This window comes from Saprospiraceae bacterium, from assembly GCA_016716185.1.
Lineage (GTDB): Bacteria > Bacteroidota > Bacteroidia > Chitinophagales > Saprospiraceae > Vicinibacter.
This window is the reverse complement of the sequence record JADJWV010000001.1, coordinates 20,095-36,176: the sequence shown is the minus strand read 5'-3', so window position 1 is coordinate 36,176 and position 16,082 is coordinate 20,095. Positions and strand designations below refer to the sequence as shown.

Annotated in this window: 9 protein-coding genes; 6 read left to right on the top strand and 3 right to left on the bottom strand. The window is 42.2% G+C overall.

Translation table 11 applies throughout. The annotated features are described in order from the left end of the window. The first annotated feature begins 38 nt into the window (after positions 1-38). The 5 genes from IPM34_00125 (at position 39) to IPM34_00105 (ending at position 9,746) form a co-directional block, all read left to right on the top strand. A complete protein-coding gene (locus tag IPM34_00125; protein ID MBK8953949.1) occupies positions 39-1,892 on the top strand; it encodes a cytochrome c family protein in 1,854 nt (617 codons plus the stop codon). Further along, positions 1,871-7,333 (top strand): hypothetical protein, encoded by a 5,463-nt coding sequence (locus tag IPM34_00120; GenBank protein MBK8953948.1) that lies wholly within the window; start codon positions 1,871-1,873, stop codon positions 7,331-7,333. The genes IPM34_00125 and IPM34_00120 overlap by 22 nt, the downstream gene beginning before the upstream one ends. Further along, a complete protein-coding gene (locus IPM34_00115) occupies positions 7,330-8,976 on the top strand; it encodes a hypothetical protein (GenBank protein MBK8953947.1) in 1,647 nt (548 codons plus the stop codon). Before IPM34_00120 ends, IPM34_00115 begins: the two co-directional genes overlap by 4 nt. Before the next feature lie 57 nt (positions 8,977-9,033). Beyond that, on the top strand, positions 9,034-9,480 hold the full coding sequence (locus IPM34_00110; GenBank protein MBK8953946.1) for a hypothetical protein: 447 nt from the start codon (positions 9,034-9,036) through the stop codon (positions 9,478-9,480). A gap of 83 nt (positions 9,481-9,563) precedes the next feature. Further along, positions 9,564-9,746, top strand: coding sequence for a hypothetical protein (locus IPM34_00105; protein MBK8953945.1), 183 nt, complete (start codon positions 9,564-9,566; stop codon positions 9,744-9,746). A 151-nt stretch (positions 9,747-9,897) separates the two neighbouring features. On the opposite strand, the gene ccsA is transcribed toward IPM34_00105, so the two are convergent. The 3 genes from ccsA to IPM34_00090 form a co-directional block, all read right to left on the bottom strand. After that, entirely contained in the window at positions 9,898-13,023 is a 3,126-nt protein-coding gene (gene ccsA / locus IPM34_00100) for a cytochrome c biogenesis protein CcsA (protein ID MBK8953944.1), read from the bottom strand. Between the two features lie 107 nt (positions 13,024-13,130). Beyond that, positions 13,131-13,598, bottom strand: coding sequence for a hypothetical protein (locus tag IPM34_00095; GenBank protein ID MBK8953943.1), 468 nt, complete (start codon positions 13,596-13,598; stop codon positions 13,131-13,133). A 6-nt stretch (positions 13,599-13,604) separates the two neighbouring features. Further along, entirely contained in the window at positions 13,605-14,207 is a 603-nt protein-coding gene (locus IPM34_00090) for a DNA-3-methyladenine glycosylase 2 family protein (protein MBK8953942.1), read from the bottom strand. Between the two features lie 30 nt (positions 14,208-14,237). Here IPM34_00090 and IPM34_00085 point away from each other — a divergent pair, with 30 nt between their 5' ends. After that, entirely contained in the window at positions 14,238-15,848 is a 1,611-nt protein-coding gene (locus IPM34_00085) for a choice-of-anchor B family protein (protein ID MBK8953941.1), read from the top strand. The last annotated feature ends 234 nt before the right edge of the window (positions 15,849-16,082 follow it).

Here is a 16,082-nt window from a genome sequence, read left to right as displayed (position 1 = left end):
TTAAAAGTTTGTAACATATTTGAACTGAAAATGTGATTTTGAAACGGAGAAATGCCCTTTTCTGGCTATTATGGATTACCCAACCTTATGGGCTTATAACATTTTTATGTAGTTTTTCCAGTATTTTAATGGCTCAACTGTCTCCGGGTGATTTATTCAAGGGCCACGCTGAACTGGAAGGCAATTTCAATTGCACGAAATGTCATACGATAGGTGAAAAAGTCTCGGATGCAAAATGTTTGGATTGTCACAAAGAGATCAAAGCTAGAATTGATAAAAGAAAGGGTTATCATTACAGTCAGGAAGTAAGGTCAAAAACCTGTATTCAATGCCATAGCGACCATCACGGGCGAAATTTTCAAATCATTCGTTTTAATGAAAAACAATTTGACCATACGTTAAGTGGATTTGAACTTACGGGGAAACACCAGCGCATAGATTGCAATGCTTGTCATAAAACAGCTTCTATTGAAGATCCGGTATTAAAGAAGAAATCAAAAACATTTCTGGGTCTCGATTCAAAGTGCATCAGTTGCCATGAAGATGTACATCGGGGTACATTGGATAAAGATTGTGCAAAATGCCACAATACAGAGTCCTTCAAGCCTGCCGTAGCATTTGATCACCAGAAGACCAAATTCAAATTGAGCGGTAAACACAAGACCGTAGATTGTAAAGCTTGCCATAAGGACATGCAGCTTGCAGATCCTAAAAAGCGGTTGTTTGAAATCAAATCTTTTCAAACCTGTGTTGGTTGTCATTCAAACCCTCATAAGAAATCCATCAATACCTGCAACGATTGCCATACGGAAGAATCGTTTTCTAAATTTTCCGGTGGCAAAAACTTCAATCATCATAAAACTGCATTTCCATTAAAAGGCAAACACCAACATACGCAATGCAGCAAATGCCACGATCTGGATCGTTCTCCGATTGCTTTATTTCAGGATCGTCAAAATATTTCAGTCGCAGCCTGTGCAGGATGTCACAAAGATGTGCACGAAGGAAAATTTGGAGAAAATTGTGCCCAATGTCACAATGAAAATGGTTTCAAAGCCCAGTTAAAACTCGACCAGTTCAACCATGCGCTCACCAATTTCAAGCTGGAGGGAAGACACGCCAGGGTGGATTGCAAAAAATGTCATATTTCAAGTTACACGACTCCCTTGCCACATCAAAATTGTGCTGATTGTCATAAAGATTACCACGAAGGCATCTTTACGAAACCCGAATTCTACAGAGATTGTGGGGTATGCCACACCGTGCAGGGATTTTCAGGAAGCTCATACAGCCTTGAACAACATAATGCTTCAAAATTTCCTCTGGAAGGCTCTCATCAGGCAATACCCTGCTCCTCCTGTCATTTGAAAGATAAAACCTGGAAATTTAGAAATATCGGAGAGTTATGCAGGGATTGCCACAAGGATGTACACGAACCTTACATTCCGGAGAAGTATTATCCAGGAAAAAATTGCAAGGCATGCCATAGCGAGGAGAGCTGGCAAACGATTGATTTTGAACACCATTTGACAGGTTTTCCACTGGAAGGGGGTCATAAAAGTGTTAAATGTATGGAGTGCCATAAATTAAAGCAGGGAGAAACTGGGAATCCTTATAAAAACCTAATAACTTTGAATCGAACTTGCGTGGGCTGTCACGAGGATATCCATAACCGGCAGTTTGACCAAAACGGGACAACCGATTGTCAAATATGCCACAGCTATGAGAAATGGAAGCCCTCCAAATTTGAACACAATTCTGCCAGATTTAAGTTAGAAGGCAGGCATGCAGAAATCGAATGCAAAGCCTGTCATCAAGCTATTGTCCAAGATGGTAAAACATATATTCATTATCGTTTGAATAAATTGGAGTGCAAAGACTGTCATCGCTGACCGGATTGTTGTTCATTATGGGTTTTGTTTACGGACAATCACCCCACGGCCCTAAATTAAAACTCGATTGTGCCCAATGCCACACCGCCACAGGTTGGACTGTTGACCGCAAAACCATGGTCTTCAACCACGATTCAACGCAATTTAAATTGGAAGGTCGGCATGTCAGCTTCGATTGCAAACAATGCCATTTAAATCTCGTTTTTGAAGAGCTGAAGTCAGAATGTCGCAGTTGCCACCAGGATCCTCACCAAAACACCGTGGGTGACCAATGTCAACGCTGTCACAACACAGAGACCTGGATTGTCAACGACATCCAACCCATCCATACAGCCAATGGTTTTCCTTTATTGGGGCAACATCTCGCTGCCGATTGCCGTGCCTGTCATACTTCAGAAACGGAGTTGAGATTTGATCGCATTGGCAATGATTGTATCAATTGCCACCGTCAGGATTACGAACAAACGTCCAATCCGGATCATCAAAAGGCAGGATACGGCAATGATTGTGCTGCCTGCCATGATCCTGCTTCCAACAAATGGAATGCTCAATTTATTCAGCATGATTTTTTTCCATTGACAGGTGTACATAATCTCAACGAATGCAAAGCCTGCCATACGGATCCGGATTATTCAAAGACCTCACCCGAATGCTTAAGCTGTCATCAAGACGATTACGATAATAGCACCAATCCAAAACACAATACAGCCGGATTTGGAACTAATTGTTTGGACTGTCATACCCTGGTTCCCGATTGGAGACCGGTCAATTACACCCAACACGATCAAAATCATTTTCCCATTTACAGCGGAGAACACAAGGGTGAATGGAAAGATTGTGCCAGTTGTCATTTGAATAATTCAAATTACAAAGAATTCTCTTGTACGGTTTGCCACACCAATCCGGATACCGATGAAGAACACGATAAAGTAAATGGCTATTTCTACAATGATCAGGCTTGCTTCGCCTGCCACCCGAAAGGTGATAAACTGACCGTATTTGATCACAACAGCACTGCATTTCCTTTGACCGGTGCCCATAAGGATGTAAATTGCGTAGAGTGCCATTCCAAAGGATTTAATGGCACTTCAACGATTTGTGTGGATTGCCACACCGTCGAATTTTCAGCGAGTTTGAATCCGGATCACACAAAACTTAATATACCTAACGATTGTAAGTTATGCCATACAACAGAACCGGACTGGAAGCCTGCGACCTTTCCCATACACGATCAGTATTACGTTTTGAAAGGAGCCCATCAACTTATTTCAAACGATTGTGCTTCCTGTCACAAAGGTGATTACACAAATACACCCAACACCTGTTCGGCATGCCATATCGAAGATTATAACTCCACAACAGACCCTCCGCATCTTCAGCAAAGACTTTCAACAGAATGTATAAACTGTCATACCGAATCGGCCTGGGTCCCTTCAACGTTTGATCACGATGGAATGCATTTTCCCATATATTCAGGAAAACATCGGGATCAGTGGATGGCCTGCAGCGATTGCCATACAAACCCATCCAATTACCTCGAATTCAAATGTACTGGTTGCCACCTGAGCAACGAGACTGATCAACAACATCGCACTGTACAGGGATACTGGTATCAGGACTACGCTTGCCTGGCCTGCCATCCCAACGGTAGTAAAGACGATCATTTCGATCACAACATGACTGCTTTCCCTCTTACAGGGGCTCACCTTCAGGTCGATTGTAAAAATTGTCATCTTACGGGATTTAAAGGAACATCCCATTTGTGTGCCGACTGTCATACGCAGCATTTTGACCAAAGTATAAACCCCAACCACACCCAGCTGGGTCTCAGTAAAGATTGCGCGGCTTGTCATACCACAAATCCCGATTGGAAACCTGCGCGTTTCGATATCCACAACCAGTATTATGAATTAAAAGGTGGGCACAGTGCCGTTGCAATGGACTGTGATGCCTGCCATAAAGGCGATTATATCAATACTTCGACCGAATGCAGGATTTGTCACGTCGAAGATTATAACCAGACTGTTGCTCCTCCGCACGCGCAACAAAGAATTCCGATGGAATGCAGCATGTGTCATACAGAACAGGCATGGAGCCCATCGAGCTTCGAGCATGACATGTATTTTCCCATTTACAGAGGCAAACACCAGGGCGAGTGGGTGAGTTGCCAGGATTGCCATCTCAATCCGTCGAATTACCGGGAGTTTAAATGTACAGGTTGCCATTTGAGCAATGAAACCGATCCGCAACATCAAAATGTACAGGGTTACTGGTACAATGACCAGGCTTGTTTTGTCTGCCATCCTACCGGTGACAAATTGGACAGGTTTGACCACAACAGTACAGTTTTCCCTCTCACCGGGGCGCACCTCACTACCGATTGTAAATTATGCCACAGTCTGGGATTTAAGGGTACTCCCACAGAATGTGCGGCCTGCCATCTTCAGGATTTCGAAAACAGTACCGATCCCAACCATAATAATTTGGGACTGAGCATGGATTGTATCGAGTGTCACACGACAGCCCCGGACTGGCAACCTGCGCGATTTGATCAACACGATCAGATCTACCAGATCAATGGCGCCCACAAACTTTTAGATTGCGCTTCCTGCCATAAAGGAAATTACATCAACACCCCTAACACCTGTTCGGGATGTCACATCGAAGATTATAATAACACGCTGGATCCGGCGCATCTTGCACTTAAATTTTCAACAGAATGTGCTTCTTGTCATACGGAAAATCAATGGGTTCCTTCAACTTTTGAGCACGATGGCCAACACTTTCCGATCTACAGCGGCAAACACAAAGGCCAATGGATGGAATGCAGGGATTGCCATATCAATCCGACTGATATCAAAGTTATTAGTTGTGTTGTCTGTCATTTAAAGCAAGAAACCGATGATGAACACCAAATGGTCACGGGATACTTTTACCAGGATCAGGCTTGTTTTGCATGTCATCCTACCGGAGATGGTGAAGATAAATTTGATCATAACACAACGACGTTTCCGCTGACCGGAGCCCATGCACAAACATTATGCATTTCATGTCATCAGTCTGGGTTCAAAGGAACTCCAACCGAATGTTCAGCTTGTCATCAAAATGATTTCAATGCAAGTTTAAACCCCAACCACATCAATCTGGGCTTGCCAATGGATTGTGGTTCCTGCCATACTACCCATCCAGACTGGAAACCAGCTAAGTTTGAGCAACACGATCAATATTATGTGCTGAATGGGGCACATAAGCAAATCGCTTCGGATTGTGCGGCATGTCACCAGGGTAACTACAACAACACACCTAACACTTGTTCGGCTTGTCATACAGAGGATTATAACAATACAAAAAATCCCGATCACAAAGCCTTACTATTTTCAACTGATTGTGCTTCCTGCCATACTGAAAATGCGTGGGTCCCATCTACGTTTGATCACGACGGAATGCATTTTCCGATCTACAGTGGCAAACATAAAAACGAATGGATGGAATGCAAAGATTGCCACGCCAATCCCAGCAACTATAAAGAATTTGTTTGCATTTCTTGTCATATGAATCCTGAAACCGACGAAAAGCATATGGGTGTTTCAGGATATTTCTATAACAACCAGGCTTGTTTTGCCTGTCATCCCACAGGAAGCAAAGACGATATGTTTGACCACAATTCGACTGCATTTCCATTAACCGGAGCGCATTTGACCGTGGAATGCAAAGCTTGTCATTTGAATGGTTTCAAAGGCACACCCATGGAATGCGAAAAATGCCACCTGGGTGATTTCAACGGGACCACTAACCCGAACCACGGAAGCCTGGGTTTCAACATGGACTGTGCAAAATGCCATACAACCACACCTGGCTGGAAGCCCGCTTTGATGCCCGAACACGATGCCTATTATCCATTGACCGGCAGACATCTTGAAATTGCAAATGATTGTGCAGCCTGCCATAAAGGAAATTACAACAATACACCCAACACCTGTGAGGCCTGTCATTTGAATGATTACAACAACAGCAAAAATCCGAATCACAATACCCTGGGCTTATCGTATGATTGTGCGGTTTGTCATACGACCAAACCAGGCTGGGAACCGGCAACATTTCCTGAACACGACAGCTATTACCCACTTACCGGGCGACATCTGGAAATTTCCGGAGATTGTGCAGCCTGTCACAAAGGCAATTACAACAACACACCCAACACCTGCGATGGCTGCCATCTGAAGGATTACCAACAATCCAAAAACCCAAATCACAATACGCTGGCTCTTCCTTTGGACTGCGCAATGTGCCATACAACCAAGCCCGGCTGGGAACCGGCCTTTTTCCCTATACACGACAGCTATTATCCATTAACAGGCGCGCATCAAGGCATTGCCAACGATTGTGCTGTCTGCCATCATGGAGATTACAACAACACCCCCAACACCTGTGAAGGTTGCCATTTGAAAGATTACAACGGGGCCACCAATCCAAGCCATAAAAATTTGAACCTCTCTAAGGATTGTGCAGATTGTCATACCACAAATCCCGGTTGGGCTCCCGCTTTGTTTCCGGATCACAACAGCTACTATCCACTGAATGGGGCACACCAACTTATTGCCATGGAATGTAATTTGTGTCACAACGGGAATTATAACAATACTCCAAATACCTGTGTAGGCTGCCATCTGACTGAATACAACCAAACTTCAAACCCCGATCACGAGGCGCAACAATTTCCGAAGGATTGTGCAAGTTGCCATACAGAAACAGCATGGATTCCATCCAATTTCGATCACAACAATTATTATGTACTTACCGGAGGCCATGCCATCATTCAGGACGAATGTATTTTATGCCACAATGGAAATTATGGAAATACACCTAACACTTGTAAGGGTTGTCATCTCAGCGACTTTAATCAAACTACAAACCCCAATCACGTCAGTCTGGGATTTCCACAGGAATGCCAAAATTGTCACACAACCAACCCGGGTTGGGAACCTGCACTCATGCCCAATCATGATTCCTATTATCCTTTATTAGGGGCGCATCTGACAATTAAAAATGAATGCAATCTATGTCACAACGGCAATTACAACAACACACCCAACACATGTTCGGGTTGCCACATCGATGACTACAACAATACCAACAATCCCGACCATCAGGTAGCTCAATTCCCAACCAACTGTGAGCTTTGTCATACAGTAAATGCCTGGGTTCCCTCCAATTTTAATCACGATGGAATGTATTTCCCCATCTATACTGGAAAACATAAGGATGAATGGAATACCTGTTCAGATTGTCACACCAATCCAAACAATTATAATATTTTCAGTTGTATCAATTGTCACGAACACAACAATAAAAATGAAGTGGATGACGACCACAATGGAGTATCCGGATATTCTTACAACAGTGCTGCCTGTTATTCTTGTCACCCAATGGGTAAAAAATGATGAAGGCCGTTTTAAATCATAAAATCATTGGGTCAAAATTTCTGCTGGTCCTGGGTTTTGTGAGTTTGCATTATACCCTTGCAGCGCAAGTTATGGACACTTCAAATGCAGGAAATGTAAGTTACACTTCGGCCAGAAATGTTTATGTAAAATTTAAATCCACAAAAGCCATTCAAGTTGGGGATACACTTTTTATTGCATCGACAAATGATTGGAAACCCGTTTTAAAGGTATTGAATAAATCTTCTACGTCTTGTGTTTGTCAGCCTCTGGATTCTCTCGATTTCAAAAAAACAGGTCCCATATTTTTCAAAAAAACCAATTTCATCGATGAAAAGAGCGATGTTTTGGAAGAGGTTAACAGGATTCCGGATCTCAGTCAGGAAACAGAAACCAAGCCGGTAGCGGAAGAAAAAAACAGTGCTCTTCGAACACCCGCCAAATGGAAAGGGCGAATTTCCGCCGCATCTTATTCGGGATTTGGGTCGAATCAAGCTTCCAATGCCCACCGATTCCAATATACATTTTCGGTGCAGGGAAATGAGTTGGTCAACGGTCACTTTTCTTTAGAGTCTTATGTCACTTTCAGACATCGTTTGGGAGAATGGCACAGAGTAACAGATAATCTGAATGACGCTCTGAAAATTTACAGTCTTGCCGGAAGTTACGAGATAAAAGATAAATTCAAAATCAGCATTGGCAGGCGAATAAACTACAAAGTATCCAGTCTGGGCGCTATTGATGGTGTGCAGGCTGAATGGAAGTTCAACCATTTTGAAGCCGGTGCAATTGTAGGTTCAAGGCCGGATTTACGAGACTATGGATTTAATTTTAATTACCCGGAGGCAGGTGTATTTATTCATTACAACTGGAATGTCGATCAAAAAATAAACAGTCAACAGACGCTTTCATTGATGGAGCAACGCAGAAACGGCAATATTGATCGGCGTTTCATGTATTTTCAGCATTCGAGTACCCTTTTTAGAAATCTGAGTTTATTCTGTTCGGCCGAATACGATTTATACCAGAATATTCCCAATGAAGCAACAACGGTTTTTAAACTTACCAATATCTATCTGATGGGGCGTTATCGTTTTTCAAGACGCGTAAATTTGTCCTTGTCTTATGATGCCCGATCCAATATCATTTACTACGAAACCTACAAAAATGATATTGACAGATTATTGGAGGATGAAACAAGACAAGGATTGCGACTTCAGTTTCAAATTCAACCTGCGAAATACATTTCGCTTAATTTTGGAAGCAATTACCGCTATCAGCAAAGTGGGGCCAACGAATCCCTGAATTTTAATGCCTATTGTTCGCACAGCCGGGTTCCTTTGCTGAATTGTATGTTGAGTTTATCAGGAAATTATTTAAAAAACAGTTTTCTCGTTTCAAAGGTTATTGGAATTCACCTGAATAAAGATTTTTTGAAAGGGAAATTATTTAACGAGCTGTATTACAGATGGGTGAATTACGATTATTCGCTGTATGCCTATACTGCCACGCAACACATTGGCGGAGTGAGTGTCAATTGGCGGATTGGAAAAAAACACAGTCTGGGTGTTTATGCGGAAGAAACGATTGATCAGTTTTCCAACTACCTCCGCATCAACGCAAGGGCCATGTACCGTTTCTGATTTCTGCATAAATCTCTTTTGAGAATGTTAACTTTGCACAGATATTAATAAAATGATATGAACCATTTCCTTTCAATACTACTCTTCGCTTTTGCCATCATTTCCTGTGATACAAAACCCAAGGTCGTGGAGCCTGTTGGAACCGGACAATCAACCGGAATGACAGCTACACCACAAACGGAAATTTCACATAAAGCCTTCGTAGAGGAGGTGATTCAAACAAGCAAGTACACCTATCTGCAAATCCTGGAAGGAGAACAAAAAAAATGGATTGCTATTTCAAAGGCAGATGTTTCGAAAGGAGCTGAAATTGTGTACACCGGCGGACTCACAATGAGGGCTTTTCACAGTGCAGAATTGGATCGGACTTTTGATGAATTGTTGTTGGTGTCCAATATAAAATTAGCTGGCGGACAGAGCCAAAATTTGTTTGAGCAAATTCAAAAAGGAAGTGGAGAAGTAAGTAAAGAAAAATTCAAATTGTACCGGGCTCGGTTAAATTAGCGGATCTTTTTTCCAATCCGGAAAAATACCAGGGCAAAAAAATATTGGTCAGCGGCCGGTGTATTAAAATCAATTACCAGATCATGGGGAAAAACTGGATTCATCTCGAAGACGAATCCGGTTCAAAAGCCAATTTAACTATCACCAGTCAGGCTGTCATAGAACCCGGAAAGGCTGCTGCGTTTGAAGGGGTCATAACATTAAACAAAGATTTTGGTGCAGGTTATAAATATGATGTAATCATGGAAGAAGCCATTTTAAAATAAGAGAATTGGTAAAAACTCCTGATACCTTATTTTTAAAGTATTTTGAACAACTCCTCAATCCTGCATGCAAACCCGCGGTAAGAAAAATGTTTAAACCTTGGTAGCGAGGTTTTGTGAAGCACTTATAATATTCAAACGAAGCTGTTTCTTTTTAACGGACTTCTTGACTTCTTTTTTCAAAACTCCTATTACGCCAATAAGCTCCAAGACTGATGGCCACTAATATCACGACCAGATAATAGACAAATGACGGAATGGGGACCGGGTCACCTGCCGCATAGGAATGCAATCCGGACAAATAATAATTCACTCCGTAGTAGGTCATCATCACGGATGCAAATCCAAATAAGGTCGCCGTATTGTAGGCGAATCTGCTTTGCAGTCCTGGAATCAAACGCATGTGGAGAATAAACGAATACACCAGAATGGAAACCAATGCCCAGGTTTCTTTGGCATCCCATCCCCAGTAGCGACCCCAGGATTCATTGGCCCATACTCCACCCAGATAGGTTCCCGTGCTGAGCATGACCAGTCCTCCCATAATGGTCATTTCACTGGTGTAACTCATCTCATCGATGATGCGGTCTATGCGCTGCTGATTTTTTTGGGTGGTCAGGATCATGAGAATCAAATTGAGTGCGCCAATCAAGGCTCCAAGAACCAGGAAGCCGTAACTGCCTGCTTCAAGAGAAACGTGTATCGTCAGCCAATAAGACTTAAGCACCGGGACCAATGGCGTAATTTCAGGATCCAGCCAGCTCAGTCCTGCAACCATCAAAACAATGGAAGATAAAAGACTGGTGGCCGCAAGTCCGCCCAGCGAATTTCTGGAGAATAACAATCCAGCCAATACCGTGGTCCAGGCAATGTAAATCATCGACTCGTATCCATTGCTCCAGGGGGCACGACCCGATACGTACCAGCGCAATCCCAATCCAAAAGTTTGGAATAAAAATCCTGCCAGGAGGAATAGCAAACTTATGTTTAAAGCAAACCTTAAAGACTTGCCTGGAGAAAAGACATTTGTAAATAGAAGCGCAAGAAAAACCAAAGCCATCAGACCGTAATACTTGCTCAGTTTTCCAAAAACATTTAAATCGTTGAGCAAAATTTCAGCACTTAATTTTGTCTGGGATGGGATGATTTCCTGACCTAATTTTTGCTGATACATGCTCAATTCCTGTAACAAAGAATTGGGTATCGACCAGTTGTTTGTTTGAACAGCCTCCCTGACCTGTTCGATATAGGCTTTGTAAAATCTATCGGGAAAAGCTTCAGCACTGATATCCAGTTGTTGATGGAGATGCTGGCCGGAAGGTGCATCCCAATGATCGTTGGGATGATTTTCTACAGGAAATAATTTCAATAGACTTCCTGAAAATACCATGTGCGTGATGTTCAGTTTCTCATCGAGTTTGATCAGTTCTTTTTCATAAACGCCACGGTCGACGGGTTTTTTATTAAATGCATCGCGCGCATCTTCTTTTAAAATATAATTGCCTTCTGCATTGAAAAAATCAAGATAGGATACAAAACCCGTAGCTCCTTTAAAAAGGTTTAGGATTTTTTCGTGTTTACCTAATTTAATCACCGGTAGTTTATTCCACACCTCCGGAAATGCCGACATGCTGATGAACACCTGCTCTGCATCCATTCCGAACATGGTCTCTTTGCGCGATAATTTTCTAAGGACTTCAAGACTCAGGGTATTCATCGGTTTCATCCTTCCGTTTACATCCTGAACGATGAGCTTGCCAAATAATTCGGCATGTGCTTTGTCGATCACAGGAATTTGGGCCTGCACCTGTGCAACAGACGCTTGACCAAAGAGTTCCGGAACCAGCAGCATGCAAAAAAACAAGATGCCCATATTTTTAACCCGCAGCTCTCTTATCCTTCTGCTCAAATACTGGAACCTGCTGTTTTTATCAAACAGGCTGATCAGCATTCCTAAAGTCAATAATAAATAGCCAAGGTAACTGACCCAGGTCCCCGGCGCATCCTTGTTGACACTTAAATAAGTGCCCAGTTCATCTTTATCGAACGAAGATTGAAAAAACCGATAACCTCTGTGATCGAGAATGTTGTTCATATAGATCCTGAGATCCTTGTTCAAATTTTTTTCCGGATCTATCAAAGTCACTTCGCTTGCATAAGAAGAAGCACTGTTGGTTCCCGGGTAACGATCCATGATGAAATCCCGGAGTTTTAATTCAAATGGCAGTTGGATCTGTCTGGCTCCGTAACTCCAGGTGAATTCACCTTCTGGTAAACTGATAGTTCTGGGATTTCCTTCATTGCCGGCACTTCCCGAAATGTAAAATTCTGTAGGCTGGTTGTTGACCGTCATTTTCAGTTTGAGTGCAGCCATGCTTTCGCTGCTCATTTTCTGATTTGTAGACGCAACATCGACCACTGCACTTTTATTGAATTCACTCACCACAAAAGTGAAAGCATCCGAGGCGTACAGTGATCTGAAACGCAAAAGGTGTTCCTGGTGGCCTGCCAGGGTATCGCGTTGTTGAGTTGCCATCACCATTTGAGTGAAAGATGCGTCATGTGAGATCAGAAGGGAATCCTGAGCCAAACGAATGTTGACTGCATTTTCCATGGGCCGATCGCCGAAGTTGAACAAAGTTCCACCGAGCGTTCTTGGATTGTTGTATTTCAAAAGAGATTCTTCGCGACCTTGCGCGCCACCCATTACAATTTTCAGAAAAGGAGATCCCTTCGGGTCGTCCTTGAGTATTTCGGCAGGATTAGGAATGAATTCCTGCAACTCGATATCTAATTTTTCATTTCCGAGTAAAAATCCTTTTTTGTAGGTGTTGGATCCTTTGCTTGCAAACAAAACGCGGTCTTCCGTTTTATAATGCAATCCTTTCAAATTCGCATGGAGTTGCAGATACGTATCAGAAGACAAGATGGTGTTACTCGATCCGCCTTCGCGAATATGCATCATTCCTTCATAACCGAAATAACGGGTGATACCCGATCCAATGAGAATGATGACCATGGACAGGTGAAACATGAGCGTTCCCCATTTTTTTTGTTGGATGAATTTGAATTTGATGACATTGTAGATCAGGCAACATCCAAATAAAAACAAAAGAAATTCAAACCACCTGGCCTTGAATATGAGTTTTTGTGCAGAACTCGTTCCAAAATCGTTTTCTATAAAAGTGGCCACACCTATAGCAGCAGCAAACAAGAGCATGTACAATCCCGCGGCTCTGGTGGAGAAAATGACCTGGAACAGCTTGTTGATAAAAAACATGGTTACAAAAATATTTTGGATGCGGAGTGAAGAAGTCTGTCAATGAACACGATCTGACCTCGTCATCGGGCAAATGTGTTTAAAAACAAAATTACGATAGCAATGGTTCAGGATTTTGTCGTTAACAATAATTTGGATAGGGCAGTTAAAACAGCCAATAAAATCAGGCGACCCGTGGGTGTAATTGCGATCTCGTTTTCATCATCGGGGGCAATGCTCAGATCGATAAATTCCATCACCTCCTCATTGGGCAGTTCCCAGTAAAAAATTTCGACCAGTTTGTCGTAATCATTTTCTTCATTGACAAATTTCCAGCTCCATTCTTCTGCAAGTATTATTTCTTCTTCGCTATATACGGGTAATTGGATTTCCTGTTTGAAAGTGGCGTACAATACCAAAAATAAAAACAATAAATAATCCAGTTCCTCTTCGGTCAGAACTTCTGCATGGCTTCCAACAAGGATGTCCATGAGCATGACCTGGTCAGTTTGCAGTTCATCCAGTAATTTGTCGATGTCTTTCGGCTGGTTCTGAAATTTCAAAACACAGGCATCGAGTTGCTGATTTGTAATCATTTGATTTTATTGATCTTTCCAGGCCCAAAGATACATACAAGCCAGCGAACGGTGGGGCCTCCATTTTTCAGCGATGCGTTGCATTTTCTGTTGCAATTCTTTGCCTTCCAGATTGAGCTTATACAATTTTTTCATAGCCATTTGGATCCCGTAATCTCCGGAAGAGAAAACATCTTCTCTGCACAGCCCAAACATCAGTACCATTTCTGTTGTCCATTTACCGACTCCTTTTATTTTTATTAGCAGTTCTCCGACTTCTTCATCAGACATGGTTGGCCAGGCTTGATCCTGTAGTTTGTGGGTCTCAAAGAATTCAGCGATATTTTTGATATACTGTGATTTTTGTGCGGACAAGCCGATACCTCTCAGACTGTCGGAGGGCGTTTGGATGATTTGCAGGTTCGATGGAAATTTTTTATCGTAGAGATCTATAAATCGAGAAAAAATGACAGCAGCAACTTTGGTTGATAGCTGTTGTGAGATGATTGAACTCACGAGATATTCCCTGAGATCTGATTTTTGACCCGGTACATGCAAATCACTTGCAGGAATGCTGTCGACGAGCATTTTCATTTTTGGATCTTTAGAGAGTATTTTTTGGGCATTCATATGGAAAATTGAATTAATTTTGTTAGACACATGAGATTATTCATTCTTTTTATAATACTGTTCGGCCATTATTTGAACAGTCTCTCCGCCCAAAATTATAAAAATATGGAATTGGCTTCGCGTTACGACGACGATCAATTGCCTCAACAAAGCGGAGTCGCCTACAACGATGTCTGGGGTTATGTTTACCCGGATGGAAAGGAGATCGCAATCATCGGGACTTTGGACAGCATATGGATTTACGAAGTCACGGACCCATTCAACATTCGTAGGGTCTTTAGTTTTGCAGGAGGATTCAGGACCATCTGGAGAGAATTTAAAACCTATCAGAACTATCTGTATGCCATTACGGACGCAGCCAACGAGGGTCTGAGCATTTTTGATCTGAAAAATTCGCCGGATTCCATTGCCTTTGTTTTCAGAGATCAGGCAAATTTGTTGACTTCTCACATGTTGTTCATAGATACAGCAACGGCACATCTCTTTATTGCCGGTGCGCGAGACAGTTCTGGTCCTGTCGACCTCATCATGATGGACCTTCAGGGGAATCCCACGATGCCGAGGCTGGTCAAAAAAATTGATTTACCCGGCCATTATGTGCACGATCTTTTTGTGCGAAACGATACGGCGTATTGTTCACATGGCTTTAACGGATTTTATATTTACAAAATAGAACCCACGGGTTCTTATACAGAATTGTCATCTATTGAAATTTATCCGCAACAAGGATACAATCACAGTTCGTGGTTGCACGAAAATGGGCGTTATCTGATCTGGGCCGACGAAACGCACAATACCAGTTTAAAAATGGTGGATGTAAGCGATCGTTTGAATCCGCGCATAATCAAATTATTCCGATCGGCACTCGAAGCTCCGGTTGATACGGCGAGCATTGCCCACAATCCTTATTTTTTAGGGGATTATGCTTTTGTAAGTTACTATCACGATGGCGTTGTGGTGTTTAATTGCAGTGATCCATTGAATCCTGAAATCGTAGCTTATTACGACACAGAACCATCCAACACCAATTACAACCAGAACTATGCAGGGGCATGGGGTGTTTATCCTTATTTGCCATCGGGAAGCATTCTGGCATCCGACATCCAGAATGGATTGTTTGTTTTGTTCCTGGATTTTCAATTGAGTTTATGTGAAGTCGATTTTAGTTTGCATCAAAAATCAAACAAAGTTGAAATCAACTGGGGCATTTCAAACAAGGAGTGTATATCGGATCTCAAATTGCAGCGGGCAGGTTCTTCTCTGCATTTTGAAGACCTCGCAATGAGTTCAACACATAATTTGAATAGAGCGTATACAGATGTTTTGAAAAAACCGGGTGTGTATTATTACCGGTTTAAGTGGCAGCGCGAAGGCCAGTACCAATATTCTAAAATTCAATCTGCGACGTTTTCAAATTCCTGTTTTGAATTCGATCGTGCATCCGGGTACATCATTGCCCTTTGTCAGGTTGATTTGATCAGGCAGCTCAGGGTTTTAAATGTAGATGGAAGAGAATTGTTATGCAAGCAACAGCTTACATTTCCGTATTTATTGCAGTCAGAAGAATATCATGGATACCACATTCTGGAAATTATGGATATCGAAGGAAGGATCCATCTTCAGAAATTATGGTTTGAATAAAGGAAGGTTAAATCTGTTTGATCAGCAGTATCTATCGGGGATTCAAAAAACTAACAGTTGTTAGTATTAAAATTTATATCCTTTTCGAATTCCGGGACCATTCAGTTTAAGGGCATTTAGCAAAATCAATGGATGTGTTACTTTACGGTCTTACCTGTGGGTTAAAAAGGATCAAATCATAAATATGGGGAGAAATCAGCTTTGACGTCAATTTTTAAATAAATTCACGGATTC